This is a genomic window from Jiulongibacter sp. NS-SX5 (assembly GCF_052828545.1).
The window spans coordinates 1,819,653-1,838,206 of sequence record NZ_CM128248.1 but is presented as its reverse complement, the minus strand read 5'-3'; the positions used below and the strand labels follow the sequence as shown (position 1 = coordinate 1,838,206).

At 39.4% G+C, this 18,554-nt stretch carries 15 protein-coding genes; 4 read left to right on the top strand and 11 right to left on the bottom strand.

The features are described from left to right. Window positions 1-111 precede the first annotated feature (111 nt). The 8 genes from hisF to ACUXV0_RS08100 all read right to left on the bottom strand — a co-directional run bounded on the left by hisF (window position 112) and on the right by ACUXV0_RS08100 (window position 7,336). Window positions 112-867: an imidazole glycerol phosphate synthase subunit HisF gene (gene hisF / locus ACUXV0_RS08135; protein ID WP_446192585.1), complete on the bottom strand. Its 756-nt coding sequence runs from the start codon at window positions 865-867 to the stop codon at window positions 112-114. Beyond that, window positions 857-1,315: a GNAT family N-acetyltransferase gene (locus ACUXV0_RS08130; RefSeq protein WP_446192584.1), complete on the bottom strand. Its 459-nt coding sequence runs from the start codon at window positions 1,313-1,315 to the stop codon at window positions 857-859. Before ACUXV0_RS08130 ends, hisF begins: the two co-directional genes overlap by 11 nt. A 2-nt stretch (window positions 1,316-1,317) precedes the next feature. Further along, a complete protein-coding gene (gene hisA / locus ACUXV0_RS08125) occupies window positions 1,318-2,043 on the bottom strand; it encodes a 1-(5-phosphoribosyl)-5-[(5-phosphoribosylamino)methylideneamino]imidazole-4-carboxamide isomerase (RefSeq protein ID WP_446192583.1) in 726 nt (241 codons plus the stop codon). A gap of 6 nt (window positions 2,044-2,049) precedes the next feature. Next, a complete protein-coding gene (hisH, locus tag ACUXV0_RS08120) occupies window positions 2,050-2,640 on the bottom strand; it encodes an imidazole glycerol phosphate synthase subunit HisH (RefSeq protein ID WP_446192582.1) in 591 nt (196 codons plus the stop codon). A 381-nt stretch (window positions 2,641-3,021) separates the two neighbouring features. Beyond that, window positions 3,022-3,507 carry a LytR/AlgR family response regulator transcription factor gene (locus ACUXV0_RS08115; RefSeq protein ID WP_446192581.1) on the bottom strand — a complete coding sequence of 162 codons (486 nt, stop codon included), beginning with the start codon at window positions 3,505-3,507 and terminating at the stop codon, window positions 3,022-3,024. A 178-nt stretch (window positions 3,508-3,685) separates the two neighbouring features. Beyond that, window positions 3,686-4,438 carry a LytR/AlgR family response regulator transcription factor gene (locus ACUXV0_RS08110; RefSeq protein ID WP_446192580.1) on the bottom strand — a complete coding sequence of 251 codons (753 nt, stop codon included), beginning with the start codon at window positions 4,436-4,438 and terminating at the stop codon, window positions 3,686-3,688. Between the two features lie 2 nt (window positions 4,439-4,440). After that, a complete protein-coding gene (locus ACUXV0_RS08105) occupies window positions 4,441-5,574 on the bottom strand; it encodes a sensor histidine kinase (protein ID WP_446192579.1) in 1,134 nt (377 codons plus the stop codon). Window position 5,575: 1 nt separating this feature from the next. After that, on the bottom strand, window positions 5,576-7,336 hold the full coding sequence (locus ACUXV0_RS08100; RefSeq protein WP_446192578.1) for a phospho-sugar mutase: 1,761 nt from the start codon (window positions 7,334-7,336) through the stop codon (window positions 5,576-5,578). Between the two features lie 555 nt (window positions 7,337-7,891). On the opposite strand from ACUXV0_RS08100, the gene ACUXV0_RS08095 reads away from it, so the two are divergent. After that, window positions 7,892-8,551 carry a hemerythrin domain-containing protein gene (locus tag ACUXV0_RS08095; protein ID WP_446192577.1) on the top strand — a complete coding sequence of 220 codons (660 nt, stop codon included), beginning with the start codon at window positions 7,892-7,894 and terminating at the stop codon, window positions 8,549-8,551. A 1-nt stretch (window position 8,552) separates the two neighbouring features. On the opposite strand, the gene ACUXV0_RS08090 is transcribed toward ACUXV0_RS08095, so the two are convergent. After that, window positions 8,553-9,926 (bottom strand): phosphoesterase, encoded by a 1,374-nt coding sequence (locus ACUXV0_RS08090; protein ID WP_446192576.1) that lies wholly within the window; start codon window positions 9,924-9,926, stop codon window positions 8,553-8,555. 115 nt (window positions 9,927-10,041) lie between these two features. Here ACUXV0_RS08090 and dnaG point away from each other — a divergent pair, with 115 nt between their 5' ends. Further along, window positions 10,042-11,976 (top strand): DNA primase, encoded by a 1,935-nt coding sequence (dnaG, locus tag ACUXV0_RS08085; protein ID WP_446192575.1) that lies wholly within the window; start codon window positions 10,042-10,044, stop codon window positions 11,974-11,976. Here the strand turns inward: dnaG and ACUXV0_RS08080 are convergent. Further along, window positions 11,969-12,631, bottom strand: a complete 663-nt coding sequence (locus ACUXV0_RS08080) for a hypothetical protein (RefSeq protein WP_446192574.1) — start codon at window positions 12,629-12,631, stop codon at window positions 11,969-11,971. The genes dnaG and ACUXV0_RS08080 overlap by 8 nt on opposite strands. 216 nt (window positions 12,632-12,847) lie before the next feature. Between ACUXV0_RS08080 and ACUXV0_RS08075 the strand changes: the two genes are divergently transcribed. After that, window positions 12,848-15,430, top strand: coding sequence for a zinc-dependent metalloprotease (locus ACUXV0_RS08075; RefSeq protein WP_446192573.1), 2,583 nt, complete (start codon window positions 12,848-12,850; stop codon window positions 15,428-15,430). Between the two features lie 202 nt (window positions 15,431-15,632). After that, the gene (locus ACUXV0_RS08070) at window positions 15,633-18,050 is read left to right on the top strand and encodes an OmpA family protein (RefSeq protein ID WP_446192572.1); all 2,418 of its coding nucleotides are present in this window, start codon (window positions 15,633-15,635) and stop codon (window positions 18,048-18,050) included. Here ACUXV0_RS08070 and ACUXV0_RS08065 read toward each other — a convergent pair. Next, window positions 18,047-18,529, bottom strand: coding sequence for a single-stranded DNA-binding protein (locus ACUXV0_RS08065; protein ID WP_446192571.1), 483 nt, complete (start codon window positions 18,527-18,529; stop codon window positions 18,047-18,049). The two genes, ACUXV0_RS08070 and ACUXV0_RS08065, sit on opposite strands and share 4 nt — an antisense overlap. Between the last annotated feature and the right edge of the window lie 25 nt (window positions 18,530-18,554).

Genomic DNA, 18,554 nt, shown 5'->3' with positions numbered 1-18,554 from the left:
CATAGTGAATGTACGAAAGCAAGCGGATAATTCAAATCTAGATTGATAAGCTTAATAGCTCAAGCTCTATGCCAAGGCATGGCATGCAGTAATTCTGTCAGTTTTTGATACTTATAAGCGGATAGAGATGCCTTTTTCCGATAAATAAGATTTCAATTCTGGAATCGGGATTTCCTTAAAATGGAAAATTGAGGCGGCCAATCCGGCGTCAGCGTACCCTTCAGTAAATACATCATAGAAGTGCTCCATAGAGCCTGCCCCTCCGGAGGCAATGACAGGTATGCCTGCATTTCTCGAAATCGTGGAGGTTAGCTCAAGAGCAAAACCATCCTTGGTTCCGTCAGTATCCATTGAGGTCAATAGGATTTCACCAGCACCTCTGTCTTCTACTTCTTTTGCCCAGCTGATGGTTTCTAAGTCTGTAGGTTTACGGCCTCCATGTGTATGAATTACGTGCTTTCCCTCAACTAAACGAGTGTCAATAGCCACCACTATACACTGGCTTCCGAACTCCTGAGCCAGTTCAGTGATTAATTCGGGGTTTCTTACAGCAGAGGAGTTAATTGAGATCTTGTCTGCACCGTTATTCAGCAGAGCTGATACGTCTGCTACAGAACCGATCCCTCCTCCCACGGTAAAAGGGATATTGATGGTATGAGCCACTTTATTGACAAGCTCTAAAAGTGTTTTTCTTCCTTCTACAGTTGCTGTAATATCCAGAAAAACCAGCTCATCTGCCCCTTCCTTAGCGTAGATATCTGCCAATTCTACGGCATCACCGGCATCTCTTAAATTGACAAAATTGGTGCCTTTTACAGTTCTGCCGTTCTTGATATCCAGACATGGAATGATTCTCTTAGTCAGCATATTCTGAAGTTTTATAAATATCTCTGTCGACTATTTCCATGAAAAACTGAGGGTTTTCTAAAACAGACCAGCCTGTTTTTTCATAAAGGGTATGAGCATCGCGTGTTGCCAGAACCCATCTTCTCAGCCCTTGTAATTCAGGTATTTTCTTGAGTTCTTCAGTCATCCAGATGGCATATCCATTTCCTTGGTGTTTTTCGGTAATGAATACATCAGCCAAATAAGCGAAAGTGCTGAAGTCTGTAATTACTCTACAGAAACCTATTTGTTTGTCATTGAGATATAAGCCTAAAGCCAGTGAGTTTTCAATAGCTTTTTGGACAGTTTCTAACGGAATGCCTTCAGACCAGTAACTTCTGGATAGGTTTTTATGGACAAAGGCCAAATCTAATAGCTCTTTATCTGAGCTTAGGCGAAGAGGGCCGTTTGTGATTTCAAATTTCTTCATAATTAAGAAAGCATGAATTGTTCAATTTCTTTCAAGGAGATTCTTCCTTCATATATTGCCTTGCCTACAATAACACCATAGATGTCTAAGGCCGCCAATTCTTCCAGGTCTTTCATTTCTGAAACGCCTCCACTGGCAATAATATGTGTCTCGGGAAACTTCTCTTTCATTTCCTGGTAAAGAGCAGTAGCTGGACCTTGTAAAAGGCCGTCTTTATCTACATCGGTACTGATAATGTATTGAATGCCTGCTTCTGTATATTTCTGGATGAACTCCATCATATCCTGACCGCTATTTTCTTCCCAGCCGCTGATGGCGATTTTCCTGTTTTTTGCATCTGCACCAAGAATAATTTTTTCTCCTCCATACGTTTTGAGCCAGCTCAGCATTCGATCCGGATTCTTAACAGCAATACTTCCTCCTGTGACTTGCGAAGCACCAAAATCAAAAACCTGTCTGATATCTTCATCAGACTGTACTCCTCCGCCAAAATCTATTTGAAGCGAAGTATTGGTCGCTATTTTCTCGAGAACTTCGAAGTTGACAACCTTCTTTTGTTTGGCACCGTCCAGATCCACCAGATGGAGCCTTTTGATTCCGTGATCTTCAAACTCCTTTGCTACCTCTAAAGGATCTTCATTATAGATTTTCTTAGTATCATAATCACCTTTGGTCAGGCGTACGCATTTAGCATCTATAAGGTCAATGGCGGGTATTATCTGAAACATGAACCTCTACAGGTTTATAAAGTTCTTAAATATTTGTTCGCCCACATCTCCACTAATTTCTGAGTGAAACTGACAGGCGTAAAAGTTATCTTTTTGTAACATGCCTGAGTAGGGCAGAATGTAGTCTGTCTCGGCTACGGTATACTCAGACAAAGGAGCATAAAAACTGTGGTTATAGTAAACGTAATCCCCTTCTTTTACACCGTTGAGTAGCTCAGATTTGAAGTTTGAGATACTATTCCAACCAGTTTGAGGAATTTTAAAGTCTGGTTTTTGAGGAAATTTGACAATCGGTGTATCAAACACTCCCAGACAGTCAACATCACCTTCTTCAGAATGCTTGCAAAGCAATTGCATACCTACACAAGTGCCTAGAAAGGGCTGTTTTAAGGATGGGATCACCTGATGCAAACCATTTTCCTGAAGGCTTTTCATAGCCGTACTGGCCTCGCCCACACCAGGAAAAATAATGCGATCTGCATTCTGGATTTCCTCAATATTATCCGTGAGTTTGTATTGTACGCCTATTCTTTCCAGGGCATACATTACAGACATGACATTGCCTGCGTTATACTTAATGATGGTGACTTCCGGCATCTCTACTATTAAAAATCAAAATTAGAGATATGCAGAGCAATGTAAAACCCTATCTGAGACCTTCTTTAAAAAGTAATATGCTATCTACGAAAAATAAAACCCGACTAAGTTGTCGGGCATATTTGTTCGCTAAATTTGTCAGGAAAAAAATCTTTAAATCGCTGGATGAGTAGCTATTTTCAATGGCTAAATTATCATATTGTCATGATATATACAATATTGTAGACTTTTGACCCCAAGATTTTAGCCATTGGATCAAAAACAGATGTTGTTTTTGACTTGCGTGTAGACAAAAAATAAAGCGTCGAATTTTACGACGCTCTATTAATAGTAACCCAAAAAGTAAAAATTGATCTTAAATATCTTCTCTAATCGTATTGATTAGTCTTGTTCTACGTTAATTCTCGTTTTTGATCTGATTACAGATTTCACGTTCTCTCCCATAGCAGAAAGGAAAGTTTTGTAACTCTTTCTGAAGCTGGCAGCTTTTCTTCTGGATATTTCAATGGTGGTATCACCAAGGTATATTTCGCCGCCTTTATGGTTAAAGTGTAAATCATCGATGTAATCAAAATTTACCATGTAAGAACGATGTGGTCTTACAAAATTGATAACATCTGTCAGTTCGTCTTCAAATATTTTTAATGTCTTCGAGCTTAAAACTTCTTTGCCACTTTTTAGTTTGAAGATGGTGTAATTTTTTAAGCTCTTCAGATAAACAATGTCATTTAAATTGAGAAGTCCTTTTTTGCCTCCAACCTTCATGATGATGTTGGAATTGGCTGATAATGTTGTACTTCTGTTATCCTCCTGACGGTTAGCAGTGTAACCTGCGTTGTAATGTCCGTAATGTAATAGTCTGTTCATAATTTATGTTGTTTTGCACGTGTGTTAATTTTTTTAGTTTTTCCTGCTTTGTTGATGGTCTAAACTTAATTAGCCCGAAATCATACCGCAAAATAAATCCTATAAGTGGTAGTGAATTTCTAATAAGTGGTAGTGTGTGCTAATTTATAGATAGTTACGTAGATGAAATGTGAGTGGTTTATGACTCAGTGGCCCATTTAATAAAACCAGTCTTTTTGCGTCTGGAAACAGGTATTGGCTCTTCCAAATTGGTCATAACCAGCATGTTTTCACCTTTTTGAATCTCTCTGATATGATTCTTATTAACTATATACGAATGGTGTAGTCTGTAAAAATTGTATTCCGTTAAAAGCTCTTCGTAGTATTTTATGCTTTTTGAAACGAGAGTACTTTTGCCATTGGCCAGGTAAATATGCGTGTAATCCTGATCTGCCTTGCAATAAACTATATCCCCGACTTTGACCATTTCAAAACCGTTAAGCATTGGCAAAGGAATTTTATTATCAGACCTATCCGTATTGCTCATGTTATTGAGCATGTTTTTAATCTTCAGTGAAGATTGATTTGAGTCGATTCGTTTTTTTGCTTTTTTGACAGCGTCCTGAAGCTCTTTGATGTTTATTGGCTTAAGAAGATAGTCAAGAGCGTTAAACTTAATAGCTGTCAATGCATACTGATCAAAACCCGTGGTGAATATTACCTCAAAATCTATCTGGTCAAACTTTTCCAAGAGATCAAAACCATTCTGATGAGGCATTTCAATATCCAAGAACAGAATTTCAGGTTTATGTTCAACAATCATGTCATAACCTGTGGGTACATCGTAGGCGTAACCAAGAAGTTTCAGTTCTTGAGTTAGAAAGTTCTCAATGATTGTTTTTAGAGTTTCTACATTCCTTTTTTCGTCATCAATAATGATACATGTATTCATGGCTAAATAAGATTGGGGAATTTTATTTCTACTAGGGTGCCAACATCTTCGGTCTTTGATATATCAAATCTATCTCTGATCGTGTATCTGATAGGCTTGGCGTTAATCCTATTATAGGTTTCTATTCTTTCGGCCGTTATTTGAAGGCCCTGTGATACATGACTCTTTTTGGAGTTACGTTTTATTTCACGAGCACGTTTACGACCGATACCGTTATCTTTTACTTCAGCTATGATGAAATCATCGTTTTGCCTTAGGCAAATTTCCAATGTGCCTCTAGAGCTTTTATGACGTAAACCATGATTGATTGCATTCTCTACAAAAGGCTGTAGGATCATTGTTGGGATTTCAAACGACAAATCTATATCATCATTCACTTTTATTTGGTAATCAAATGTGTTGTCGAATCGTAATTGTTCCATTTCAGAATACAATCTCAGCAAAAGAATCTCATCGGTTATCGTGATGTATCTGCTTCTGGATGAGTCTAGAAAGAGTCGTATGAGGTGAGCAAACTTAGAAAGATAGTCATTGGCCGTTATGGTATCATTGGCCATGACAAAACTTTGAATACTATTAAGAGCATTAAAGATAAAATGAGGGTTCATTTGAAGCTGCAGCGTCCGTAATTCCAATTCCGCTATTTTATTCAGATGAATTTCTAGCTCATCATGTTTCTGCTTTAAGAAGCGTTCTCTGAAATAGAAAATGGCAAAGAATATGAAAAAACAGGCTGTCCAAAACCACCAGGTTCTAAACCAGGGTTTTTTGATAAGAAATACGATCTTATTCGATTTACTTAATTCTCCTTTTTTATTCACTGTATAGTAAACAAAGGAGTGCTCGCCAGGTTTTAATCCTATGAATCTTATCTCATCACCTTTAGCCTTTGACCATTTTTCCTCCTTAGAGTCGTCTAGGATTCGATAATGTAATTCTTCAAAAGCCGTACTGTCAAGACGAATGACTACATTATTCATAACGTAATCAGTCTCAATCTTTTGATTGATGTCTACTTCAACACTACTTATTTCAATGTGTTGAATCCCTTGAAATTCTGAAGGAGAAGGCTGTGCCCAAACCGTATATTGAAAAACAAGAAAGCCAAGAAAAGTTAATTTCTTAAAGGCTTTCATTTTACTTTAGGCTTAGTTCTTCCTGAATCTTAGATACTTTATCTTTTAATCCTTCAAAGGTTTCAGCATAAGCTTCTTTTGAGCTTAATTTACCCTGAACCCCAATGTAGAACTTAATTTTAGGCTCTGTACCCGAAGGACGGCAAGTAAATTTAGTGCCGTCTTGCGTAAAGAATTGAAGTACATTTGAACTCTCAATACCCGGGTCTTTTGCGATGTCTGATTGCGTTTTATCTAAAAGATTAGTGCTTTTGAGGTCTTTATAGTCTCTCATTTCAATCACCGGCGAGCCTGCCATTTCTGCCGGTGGGTTAGCCCTGAAATCAGCCATCATTTGCTGAATTTCTTCAGCCCCGGATTTTCCTTTTTTGGTAACAGAAACAAGACCTTCATAGAAGAATCCGTACTGTTTATACATATCAGCCAGGAAGTCAAACAGGCTGTTTCCGTTATGCTTAGCAAAAGCTGTGAGCTCAGCAATGATTGCACACGATGCTACAGCATCTTTATCTCTTACCTTATCGCCTATTAGGTATCCATAACTCTCTTCACCACCGCCAATAAATGTTTCTGAGCCTTCAGTTTCTCTAATTACCTGTGCAATATATTTGAAACCTGTGAGTGTATTATAGCATTTCACACCAGCCTTGGCAGCCATTTTGTCAATGAGGTCTGTAGTTACAATGGTTTTGGCTACAAATTCACTGCCGGTAAGTTTTTTGCCCTTCTTCCATGCTTTCAGGAGATAGTAAATAATCAAACTAGCTGCCTGGTTTCCATTGAGTAATTGCCATTCTCCACTAGGGTCTTTTACGGCCATACCCACACGGTCTGCATCAGGGTCAGTGGCAAGTACTAAATCGGCATCTATTTCTTTTGCTTTGGCCAAGGCCATTGACATGGCTTCTTTTTCTTCTGGATTAGGGTAAACCACCGTCGGGAAATTTCCATCTGGCTTCGCTTGTTCCTCTACCACATATACGTTTTCAAAACCAAGCTGTTTCAGAGCGTCAGGTACCATGGTTATTCCTGTACCATGGATGGATGAGAAAACTATTTTCAGATCAGACTGTTTTCTGTTAATTCTTGGTGATACAGAAATGCTTTTTACGGCCTTCAGGTATTTCTTATCCAAAGAAGGTCTGATGGTTTTTATCCTTTTCTTAACACCTCTGAATTTGATCTTACTAATGGTGGTGATATCATTTACCTCTTTTACAATATTCTTATCATGAGGAGATACAACTTGTGAGCCGTCGTTCCAGTAAACTTTGTACCCGTTGTATTCTCTTGGATTGTGAGAAGCAGTGATAACTATTCCTGCCTGGCAACCCAATTCTCTTACGGTAAATGATAATTGAGGTGTAGGTCTTAGCTCAGCATATAAGTGAGCTGTAATGCCATTAGAAGAAAGTACATCTGCAGCTATCTGAGCAAACTCAGGTGAGAAGTTTCTACTGTCATAAGCAATGGCAACACTAATGTTATCTCCCAAATAGAATTTATTGAGGTAGTTTGCTAGTCCTTGAGTGGCTGCTCCTACCGTATATTTGTTCATACGGTTAGAACCTACCCCGATTTCACCACGCATACCACCTGTCCCGAATTCTAGGTTTTTGTAGAAAGAATCGGTAAGTGCTGTTATATCTTTGTTATTGATCCAGTTCTGAATCGTTTCTTTTGTCTCTTCGTCGTATTTGCCTTTCAGCCACTTTTTGATATTCTTTTCAGCGGTTTTGTCTAGCTTAAGATCTGATAGCATGTTGTATTTTTTATGGAGGTAGTGAAATAAGTTCAGGCAAGTTATATAAGTGCCTGAATAAACAAAAACTTTTAATTCATATTGGTAAGATTATGAGTCAGAATTAGGTCTGAGTCATTTTTGTCCTTTTTCTACCTCAGTTGTTCATTTTTTTGATTAGACCTTTTGGTTTAAAATCAACAATAAGTGTCCATTTCTATGTCCTTGATTATATACACTTTAGGTGAAGGTTAGACAACTTAAAGAATAGATTATTAGTAACGTTTTTATTCAAGCTTCTTCTTTTGAAAATCAACGGTTTCAACTAAATTCATACCCAAGAGCCTGATGGAGATGAGGAGATAAAAACTGAACGGCTATAAGTTTTGTGATTGGGTATTGAGAATATTTGCTCTGTTCTCTTAGAGAATGGGGATATGATAATCAGTGGATTAGCTTCAATTTATTGTCCTTTTGCCATTTTACAGAGGATGACTTATCAGTCGATTCTGATTTTGCTCATATTTTATCTATCTCAGGTTTATCACATTTGTCACTACTTAAAAATCGAAAATTATGAATCAGCTTTCCGGGATACAGTTTTCCGATCAATTTGTTCAAGACTTCTACAGTACTACAAGGGAATTGAAGTCTCAGGAAGAATTACAGCACTTGCAAAGTAGTTTTGACGCAGATCTGTTGTGCCAGCAGATGGAAAGCTTCTCCGTGGAGCAGTTGGTGAAATTTTTAAGGGTTTCTCATGACTATTATTTGTCAAAGAAGGTGCCTGAAATAGAGCAATCATTGGCACATATTGTACATAAATATGGAGACTCGCATAGCCTTCTGGCTGGATTGGCGGTTTACTTTAATAATTACAAGAAAAAACTAGTTCAACATATCAGAATGGAGGAAGAGGTGTTCTTCCCGTATGTAGAGCGATTGTCTGAGGCTGAAACTGGTCAAGATATTGAAGCGATTAAAGACTTACTTCAAGCACGATCTTCAGATCATTTTGAGGACAATCATGATGCCGTAGAAGATGAACTACGTGAAGTGGGTAAGTTAATTAGAGATTATGCGGAGAAAACAGACAAAGTTTTACCATTCAGCGTTTTCCTAAATCAAGTTTCGCTATTCGAATTTGAGTTAAGAAGACATGCTGTCATTGAAGATATGGTTCTTCTCAAAAAAGTAACTGACCTTGAAAATACACTAAAGGAAAAGGTGGCTTAACTTAACGATAAGCCATCGTCGTATCTGATTGCATTGGAGCCAGTAATTGTAAGTTCATTACGTTACTGGCTATTTTTTTGCCTTGTTCATTCCCATGATCAGCACTTATCAGATACTGATTGCCGGCGTAAACCTGTGCCATTCTGGCCTCTTTAGCATATTCTGTGAAGCCCTTGTATCCTCTTTTAGGAGCAAGGGATCCCTTTGTGTCGTCTTCAAAGATGTAATTCTCGCCAAATTCAGCTGTAAGGATCTCAGCTATAGCAGACGAGATAGTGGCTTGAGCAGAGGTGTAAGAAGGGCTTGGTGTACCACTAATAAGTTCTTCCCACTGAGGGTCAATTGCTTGCTTGATGTATGTTTCAGGACGCATGATGTTTTTAGCATATTTCGTTTGATAGGCACTTACGTAGGCATCATGAGATGCAATGCCCACTTTTAATAGTAGAAGTACAGCTTCTTGTAGATTGTAGCCTTCTTTCGCCGCTAGTTTAGCCACTACAGCAAGCTGATGTCCTGCCGGAGTAAACGAGGCATTAGTAGGATCGTCCCAGAAATTCATAATTTCATTTTGAGCTGTGCTCAGATTATTGGCCGTGATATATACCTGTTGAGCGTAAGAAAAGAAGTCGCTGTTTACATTGAAAGAGAATTCAGCGGGATTATCAATAGCCAACTGATCATTGGCAGACAAAAAAGGTCTTACGTTTTTCCAGTTTGGTAGAAGCGGTCTTTTCTGCGTACTAGTTGGTTGCCATTTTGAACTTCCCGATATCTGAGAATTTGAAGTTGGGAAATTGGCGTTCCAGGCTTCATGACCTCCATCAGTTTTGGCGTATTCCCAAATGGCTAAAGCTATTTCGTTTCCAAAGTTGATCGATCTTTCAATTGCGTCTGTACCTACACCAGGAGAGTATTTTGCTTCAAAGTTCTTTCTTAAGGTATCCATTTTACCTTTCAATACGTCAGCAGAGGTAGCATAAAGCTGTCTCATGAGTGTATGTTGAGCAGCATTTGCAGCCAGAGCCCAGTCATATTTTTTATCTTTTTCTGGAGTAGGTAGGTCAATCGAACCTTGAAGCTGCCCGGCAAGACTCTGATGTTCTTCAATGCCGTGAACAGTAGCTTCATAAGCAGCCAGTGATAAATATCCAATACTACGAGCAGCCACAGGACCGGAGTAGCCTGGTGTATTTGTAATCAATTGAAGCTGAAGTGCGGTATACTCTGCCAAAATAGAAGCGTCATAACTAGAGGTTTTTTCTGACATCTCTTCAGATGTACCGGGATCCACCTCTTCTCCACCACCTTTGCATGACCAAAGCTGGATACTGGCAATAGCCAATATCGCTATGATTATAGTTCTCAATTTCATGTATTACTTTTTTGGGTATTCTATCAGTGTGGAGAAAGTCAAAAATCTTGCCATAGTGTGCCATGGCTTTCTTATTTATTGTTTTCATCCTCTGGAATAAAGCTTAATTTTGAGCATGATTCCTCAGGAAACGGTACAGCAAATCTTACATGCCGCAGATGTGGTAGATGTCGTTGGAGAATTTGTTTCGCTAAAGAAACGAGGCTCCAATATGATCGCTTGTTGTCCTTTCCATAATGAGAAAACACCCTCGTTTTCGGTCTCACCTACCAAAGGAATTTACAAGTGTTTTGGCTGTGGCAAAGGAGGTGATTCGGTACGTTTTATTATGGATTTGGAGGGCTTAAGCTACCCTGAAGCCCTAAAATGGCTAGCCAAAAAATATGGCATTGAAATCCAGGAGAAGGAGTATACTGATGAAGAGCTTTTGGCTCAAAATGAACGAGAGAGTCTTTTCATTGTGACGGAGTTTGCTCAGAAATATTATGCTGAGCAATTAGAGACGGAAGAGGGTAAGAGTATAGGTAAATCGTACTTTAAAGAACGTGGATTTAATCAGGCAACGATCGATAAGTTTGGTTTAGGTTACAGTCCCGATGGCTGGGATACTTTCACTAAACATGCTCTTAAAAGTGGATTCAAAGTCGAAATTTTGGAAAAGGCTGGCTTGAGTATCATCAAGGAAGGCAAAGATCCGATCGATAGATTTAGAGGGAGAGTGATCTTCCCGATCAATAATGTAGCCGGTAAGCCGATTGCCTTTGGGGCAAGAATTCTGAAAAAGGACACAAAGGCTCCTAAATATCTTAATTCGCCCGAAACGGAAATCTACCACAAGAGTAGAATTGTGTATGGCATATACACCGCCAAAAACGGTATCAGAAATGATGATAACTGTTATCTGGTTGAGGGTTACACAGATGTCGTCTCATTAAATCAGGCGGGAATTGAGAATGTTGTAGCATCTTCCGGTACTTCACTGACCAAAGAGCAAATTCAGCTCATCAGACGATTCAGTACCAATATTACCGTTCTTTATGACGGTGATGCGGCTGGCATAAATGCTTCTTTGCGGGGTACTGACCTCATACTAGAGGAGGGTATGAACGTAAGGGTAGTGGTATTCCCTGAAGGAGAAGACCCCGATAGTTATGTTCAAAAGGTAGGTTCTGAAGGATTTCAACAGTACATCAAAGAGAATCAGAAGGACTTTATACGTTTTAAGACAGAAGTTAGTCTGGAGCGAGTAGGAAATGATCCAGTAGCAAGAGCTGGTCTGATCTCAGATTTGGTGGAGACTATTACCAAAATTCCTGATGCTATCAAGCGGGCTGTTTTCTACAAGGAAGTTGCCAATCTTTTGGAGATTGATGAATCTGTTTTAATTACAGAAGGGAATAAACTTTCTCGAAAGAAAATAAAGGATTCGGCACCTAAACAAAGGCCCTTTCCCGAAGGCATAGAGCCGCCACCACCAGACTTGTTTGTGCCGGGTTTTGAGGAGCAAAAGGCAGAAGTTGAAATTTCAGGCTCAGAGAAGGAAGAAATGTTTGTGAAGGATCTGGTCTGTTATGGGCATGAGGTTATTGAAAAAGATCCTGATACCGGTGAAGAAATTCGTCTGGCTGACTACCTACTTGAGGAGATAGGAGCATTGGAGTTTGAAAATAGTTTGTTTCAAAAAATTCTTAACGCTTACAAGGATCAGTATGATAGTGGCCATTATCCAGAGTCTGGTTTCTTTACTGGACACCAGGATACTTCAATTCAGGATAAGGTTATTACCTGGCTTTCGCCACGTTATGAGCTAAGTGATAATTGGTCGAGATTTGAAATACACATTCCATCATATGTCTCAAAACTAGATGATCTGAGTTACAAGAATATTCTGAGAATCAAAAAGGATAAGTTTCAAGCTAATTATAAACAATTAGCGGCTGACCTTGATGAAACGGAAGATGAAGACGAAATTAATTTGGTCTTACAACGGATGATGAAAGTCAAAAAAGTGATCCAAAAATTATCTGAACAACTCGGTTCAGTTATTTAGCCGCCAGGTATCTCTTTACATTTTTGTGAAACTGATTGATAATCCTTTCGTGAAGAATAGGATAAAGCTTCTCGTCTCTGAATTTTGAGTCGCTTTTATAATAAGTGTCATGTACCACTTTGGTTTCATTCTCACTCACTTTTTCAAAAGAAACCATTTGTGAACCAGAGGATTTACCGCCTTCTACATAACAAAGTTTAATTCTTTTTTCGTCTGGCAATACTTCATTGACATGGTGGGTTACCGCTAGTTTTAATAAGCCAAAAAGAATTTTGATTTCAATGAAAATAAGTTGGTTCTCTTTTAAGCCTCTGTACTCATCATTAGCATAATGGAAGTTCTTTGATTCTGTATTATAGGTGAACGAGAAGCCAATTCTACGACCTGCCCACGACTTACTTGGTGGAATATTCACATAGGCGTCCCAAACGTCTTCAATATTAAACGGCAGGCTGTAACTTTTAGAGTGTTTGAGAAAGTCTATTTGGCTGTTTTCCAGATAGCAAACAGGTAATATTTTGTCAAGATCCAAATGGTTCTTGAGTCCGTGTTCTTTAAGATAGGCCAGTGTTTTGGCAGACTTGATTCTGTTTAAATTGATCTTGAGTTTACGCTCTGTATCTACTGCTTTTTTTAGTCCTACAGCTATTGACATAAGGGTATAGGTAAAGGGTTTGCTGAGCAATATCTCTAAAAAAATAGAAAAAAGCTACATCACTATTTGTTTCTGGGTGAAGAGGGTCTGCCTAATTCTTTGATTTTGCACCTAAAATCACCCGTTTAGTATTTTTTAGGAGGTGGATTGCACATTATGCAACGAACTCAATTAAATTTAAGTCAATAAACTTATACAAACTAAAAAGACCCGTTAATGATTAAGCAAAAACTATTACTGTTAGTTATGCTTTCGCTCTTTACGGCATTCACTGCAGATGCTCAGCGAAAGAAGAAAAAAAAGAAAGATAAAGACGAAGTAGCTCAGGTTCAAACTGATTCTACCAAAACTGAAAAGCCTGAGAAGAAGATAGAAAAAGGCCCTAAAGACTTTGCCGATTTTATTGATAGCACAGCTGTGAGCCAATACGGCCTGTATGGTGTTCATCAGAAAGATGATAAATGGTATTTTGAGATAGCAGATACCTTAATTGGTAGAGAAATCATGACTGTTTCAAGGTACTCGCAAACGGCAGCTGGTGGTTCTATTTATGGTGGTGAATTGGTAAACAGGCAGGTTGTAAGATGGGAGGAAGGTCCTAAGGATCAACTTTTCTTGCGTTCTGTGTCATATATAGTCATGAGTCCTGATAGCACAAAGCCAATTGCTACAGCGGTTAAAAATTCAAGTGCTGATCCGATTGTGGGAGCGTTTGAGATCAAAGCTGTAAAGGATGATACTTTGAATGGTGTAAAGTCTTATGTGATTGATGTGACGTCTACTTTTGAAGGCGACGAACAGATTTTCTCGCTTGATCCTACTACCAAGCAGCGAATGAATATTACCTCATTGAAAAGCGATCGTTCATTCATTTCAAGCATTAAAACCTACCCAATAAATACCGAAATCAAAACGGTTAAGACTTATGGGGTGAGTACTCCCAGGGTACAGCTAAAACCTACTCCATCTGTGGGTAGGTATTTGCCAGCATCCAGAGATGCCGGAGTGGTGACTATGGAGTTTAATACATCCATGATCATTCTGCCTAAAGTGCCAATGCGTAAAAGGCTTTTTGATGCTCGTGTTGGTTTCTTCGCTAATCAATATTCTGTTTTCGAGGAGGAGTCACAAAAAGCAGATAAAGATGTCTTTGCTGTTAGGTGGAGATTGGAGCCTAAAAACTCAATAGATGCGGCTCGTCAGGCAAAGGGTGAGTTAATAGAGCCCAAGAAGCCCATTGTATATTATATTGATCCAGCTACACCTAATAAGTGGAAACCGTATATTAAGCAAGGTATTGATGACTGGCAGGAGGCTTTTGAAGTGGCAGGTTGGAAAAACGCCATTAGAGGCGAATACTGGCCGGAAGATGATACCACAATGAGCCTTGAGGATGCTCGTTTCTCGGTGGTGAGGTATTTTGCTTCGCCTATAGCTAATGCCTACGGGCCCAATGTTCATGACCCAAGGTCTGGTGAAATTATGGAAAGCCATATTGGCTGGTATCATAATGTGATGAGATTATTGAGAAACTGGTATCTGGTACAAGCTGCTGCTGTAGATCCGCAAGCCAGAGAGATGACGTTTGATGACCAATTAATGGGTCAATTGATACGATTTGTGTCTTCTCATGAGGTAGGACATACCATTGGTTTAAGACATAATATGGGTGCCAGTAGTGCTACTCCTGTAGAAAAGTTAAGAGACAATGACTGGCTGGCTGCCAATGGTCATACTTCATCTATTATGGATTATGCTCGCTTTAATTACGTAGCACAGCCAGAGGATAGTATCGCTGTTGAGAATCTTTTCCCTGGCATAGGAGCTTATGATAAGTGGGCTATTAAATGGGGTTATAGTTACATTCCAGAAACTGATTCTGAGGAGGAAGATAAGCTCATTCTGAACGAATGGGTAAAGAAAGCATATGAAGATCCGGCCAAAAGGTTTGGTACAGAAATCAGTCCTTATGACCCAAGGTATCAGACGGAGGATTTGGGAGACAATTCAATGATTGCTTCGGCTTATGGTATTAAAAACCTAAAGAGAATTATTCCAAACCTAGAGGAGTGGAGTAGCAAGGATGCTGAGTCATATGAGGAGCTTGAAGAACTTCATAGTGCTGTTGCAAGCCAATTCAGACGATATATGGGACATGTGACCAAGAATATTGGAGGTGTATATGATTCGCCAAAAACGTATGATATGGAAGGAGCACAGTTTGAAGTAGTGCCTACAGCACGTCAAAAAGAGGCTGTTGATTTTCTGAATGCACAGTTATTTACCACTCCGGCCTGGTTGTTTGACAGTGAGATATTCGCCAAGACTAAAGCGGAGACTGGTGTTGAGGCCTTGAAATCGCTTCAGTCTTCTACTTTGAATAGTATTTTGAGTGGCGAAAGGCTTGCCAGAATGTTTGAGTATAGTGCTTTGAGTTCAGATAATTACTCAGTAGATGAGCTTATCACTGATCTGGAAGCTGAAATTCTTAAGGAGATAAAAGGAAGAAAAAGTGCTGACATTTACCGTAGAAATCTTCACAAGGTTTACGTGTCAAAACTGATTGATTTGTTAGAGCCTGGTAAAACAGCCTTGAGGTCGATTCCGGTGGGTGTAACTTATGGCTTTTCAGCAACTCGTGTTAATCTGGATGAAACCGATTTGCCGTCTATCGCACGCGGACATTTGACAGAGTTAAAGAGGTCTCTAAGTTATGCCATAAGAGTGTCTGATAAATTGACTAAATATCATTATCAGGATTTGCTCAATAGAGTAGAAATGGCACTTGATCCTAAGTAATTATAGAGCCAAAAGCCTAAAATCCCGACTTTAAAAATAAAGTCGGGATTTTTTATAAATATTACTAAGCGGAGGCATGATTTTTGCATTAATGACCGTTAACTGAGTGTTTTAAAGGACTTTTTTGATACGGCTACTTAAAATATTATTAATTCTCATAACGCCAGTTGGGGTTGCTTTTTCGCAAGGCTCATCTCGACTGGTGCAGAAAATTGATGCCGACTTTGAAAGCCTAGCTTATCAAAATGTAATTTCTTCAGGTGAATATCTCCTTGGAACCTCAAAAGAGATAGATCAAAAAACTGAGCAAGCGGTACTAAAGAAACTAGCTTATGCTCATTACTTTACAAAAAATTACGAGAAGGCAGAGGAGTATTTTAAGAAGTCTCTTAACGGAAAGTCAGACCTGAATCAAGACGCCGAAGTGCTTCTACGCTATGCTCAGGTTTTGTCTGCCAATGGCAAAAGAGCCGAGGCCGCTGAAGCCTGGAAAGCCTACTCTACTCTCAAAGAAAGCAAGGTGGCGGCAGAGGATTTTGCATACATTCAGCGGAATCCGGAACCCCTAAATCGTAATAATTCAAGTTACTCAATTGAATATCTGCCACTTAACTCTACTGCCTCAGAGTTTAGTCCCATGATTTACGGTGATGGCTTGATTTTTGTTAGCGGGCGTCCAAAATATAACGGAGTCAAAAGAATCTTTGAATGGGATGACTCTCCATTCTTAGACTTGTATCATATTGAAGATAGAGAAGAGCTAAATCAGTTAAATACCACCACCCTTAGCGGTGCAGGTAGAGCAGATAAAAGAAGTAAAGCTCTGGGAAGCGACTTTTATACCCCTGAAACGGCAAATGATGGGCCTACATTATCTTATATGGCTACTACCTCGGCCTGGGAGCAACCGAGCATTGAAGCACGGCAAGTGAGTAGAAAGCTTAATTCTGTTTACCATGAGGGGCCTGCAGATTTCTTTAATAATGAACAGAGTATTATTTTCACTAGAAATGGTATTGGTAAACTAAAGTATGAAAACGAAGATGGCCTGAACAGGGTACATTTATATATCGCCGATAAAGAAGGCAAAGATTGGACAAATCTAAGGGCTTTTCCGTATAACAGCGGAGAGTACAGTACTGGGCATCCAGCTTTCTCAGTTCTCGAAGATATACTCTTTTTTGTCTCAGATATGCCCGGCGGTTTTGGAGGTACAGATCTTTATTTCTCTGTATATAAAGATGGTTTATGGCAAAAACCTGTAAATGCCGGAAGCCAAATTAATTCTGCTGGCAACGAGATGTTTCCCTTCATTGATGATAATAATCAGCTTTATTTTGCTTCTGACGGTCACCCGGGTATGGGTGGTTTAGACTTATTTTCTGTGCCTTTGGCAATGAACGGTAAACCTGAAGGGCGTATTCATAATTTAGGTGCTCCGCTGAATTCAAAGTATGATGATTTTGGGCTGGTAGCTCAGGCTAACTTTACCTCAGGTTATTTCAGTAGCAATAGAAAAAACGGAACAGCTGACGATGATATCTACTCCTTTACTCGTACTGGGACAATGTACGGCTGTAAGAATGTGGAGATTCTGGCTTCTAATAATGGGTCCGGTAAGCCTTTTGTCGGATTAGAATTTAAATATTACGAAATCAATACACCACAAATAAGCTGGAGTGGACAATTGGATGAATCAGGAAAAGCTGAAGTTTGTCTTGAGGCTGAGAAGGAATTCTATTTTGAGTTTGATGAAAACAAGGTCGATTACAAAAAGATATTTTTCTCCACTCATAATTTATCAGACATCAGACCTTCTCAGTTGGTAGTTGAACTAAAACCTAAAGAGGTAGAACGGCAACAGGAAAAGATCGAAGAGGTAGTGCCTAAGGTAATGGCACGTATTACTGATACCCGTTTTGAGAATTATTACGCTGGAGAAATCAGAGGAAATAATGACGAACCCGTAAGGGATGTCAAAGTTAGATTTATCAATAAATGTACTGGTGAGGTCAAAGAGGCTGTTACTCGTTCAGATGGGAAGTATGCTTTCTTGAGGGATAAAGAATGTGATTATGAATTTATCGCTATGAAGTCTGGCTTTGCTACTACCTATGAATTTATTCCGGGTGAGGAGCCGAAGAAAGGATTGCTTGCCGAAGTAGTGAGTAATGTGATGCCATCATCTACGAAAAAAGAAGTGGTCACCTCGTCTAATTCGTCCTTCTTTGATCCAAAAGTATTCAGAGTAGGTGATGTGGTACAAATGGATAAGATCTATTACAGTAAAGAAGAGTATGCTTTAAGTGCTCAGGCATCTGAAAATCTGGATCAGCTGGCTTCGGTGCTGAATAGGTACCCAGATATGGTCATTGAGGTTATTTCGCATACGGATAGCAGAGGTAGTGCTAAAGACAATCTTATCATGTCTCAGAAAAGATCTGAGGAGGTGAAAAGTTATCTGATGTCCAAAGGGATATCAGGTAGTCGGGTAAAAGCAATAGGGAAGGGTGAAGCCTCCCCTGTTAATCAATGCGTAGACGGTGTACAATGTACAGAGGCAGAATACCGAAGAAACAGAAGAACTGAATTCAGAATTCTGCAGATAGAACGTATCTAGAATGGTAGATCGTCTTCGTCCGTGCCGGTGCTGAATTGAGGATCTGGCTCAGAGCTTTTTGCCGGAGGGTTACCGTAAGTGCCCCCTGAATCCTGAGAATTATTTCCTGAAGAATAATTTGAAGAGCCTCCTCCTGAGTTATTATCGCCAGCCCTGCCTAACATTTGCATTGCCAAGCCTCTTATTCTAACACCTGTTCTTTCCTGGCCGTTTTGGTCAGTCCATTTCTCGTTTTTTATCTTGCCTTCTACATAAAGCGGATCACCCTTTTTGACATACTGTTCTACTACATTGGCCAGTCCATCCCATATTTCTATTCTATGCCATTCAGTTTGTGTCTGGCGTTGGCCATTTCGGTCTGTATAAGACTCTGAGGTAGCAAGAGAGAAATTGGCCACTTTAGACCCACTAGGCAGAGTTCTGATTTCAGGGTCACCGCCTACATTACCAATCAATAATACTTTATTTAAGCCAGCCATATTTCTTCAGGTTTTAGTTTAGCGA

Excerpts from the sequence above, each read along its gene's own strand:
- hisA (WP_446192583.1), bottom strand. The coding sequence starts at position 2,043 with ATGTTTCAGATAATACCCGCCATTGACCTTATAGATGCTAAATGCGTA.
- ACUXV0_RS08080 (WP_446192574.1), bottom strand. The coding sequence starts at position 12,631 with ATGTCAATAGCTGTAGGACTAAAAAAAGCAGTAGATACAGAGCGTAAA.
- ACUXV0_RS08105 (WP_446192579.1), bottom strand. The coding sequence starts at position 5,574 with ATGAAAGCCTTTAAGAAATTAACTTTTCTTGGCTTTCTTGTTTTTCAA.
- ACUXV0_RS08110 (WP_446192580.1), bottom strand. The coding sequence starts at position 4,438 with ATGAATACATGTATCATTATTGATGACGAAAAAAGGAATGTAGAAACT.
- ACUXV0_RS08115 (WP_446192581.1), bottom strand. The coding sequence starts at position 3,507 with ATGAACAGACTATTACATTACGGACATTACAACGCAGGTTACACTGCT.
- ACUXV0_RS08095 (WP_446192577.1), top strand. The coding sequence starts at position 7,892 with ATGAATCAGCTTTCCGGGATACAGTTTTCCGATCAATTTGTTCAAGAC.
- hisH (WP_446192582.1), bottom strand. The coding sequence starts at position 2,640 with ATGCCGGAAGTCACCATCATTAAGTATAACGCAGGCAATGTCATGTCT.
- ACUXV0_RS08100 (WP_446192578.1), bottom strand. The coding sequence starts at position 7,336 with ATGCTATCAGATCTTAAGCTAGACAAAACCGCTGAAAAGAATATCAAA.
- ACUXV0_RS08075 (WP_446192573.1), top strand. The coding sequence starts at position 12,848 with ATGATTAAGCAAAAACTATTACTGTTAGTTATGCTTTCGCTCTTTACG.
- hisF (WP_446192585.1), bottom strand. The coding sequence starts at position 867 with ATGCTGACTAAGAGAATCATTCCATGTCTGGATATCAAGAACGGCAGA.
- ACUXV0_RS08090 (WP_446192576.1), bottom strand. The coding sequence starts at position 9,926 with ATGAAATTGAGAACTATAATCATAGCGATATTGGCTATTGCCAGTATC.
- ACUXV0_RS08130 (WP_446192584.1), bottom strand. The coding sequence starts at position 1,315 with ATGAAGAAATTTGAAATCACAAACGGCCCTCTTCGCCTAAGCTCAGAT.
- dnaG (WP_446192575.1), top strand. The coding sequence starts at position 10,042 with ATGATTCCTCAGGAAACGGTACAGCAAATCTTACATGCCGCAGATGTG.
- ACUXV0_RS08065 (WP_446192571.1), bottom strand. The coding sequence starts at position 18,529 with ATGGCTGGCTTAAATAAAGTATTATTGATTGGTAATGTAGGCGGTGAC.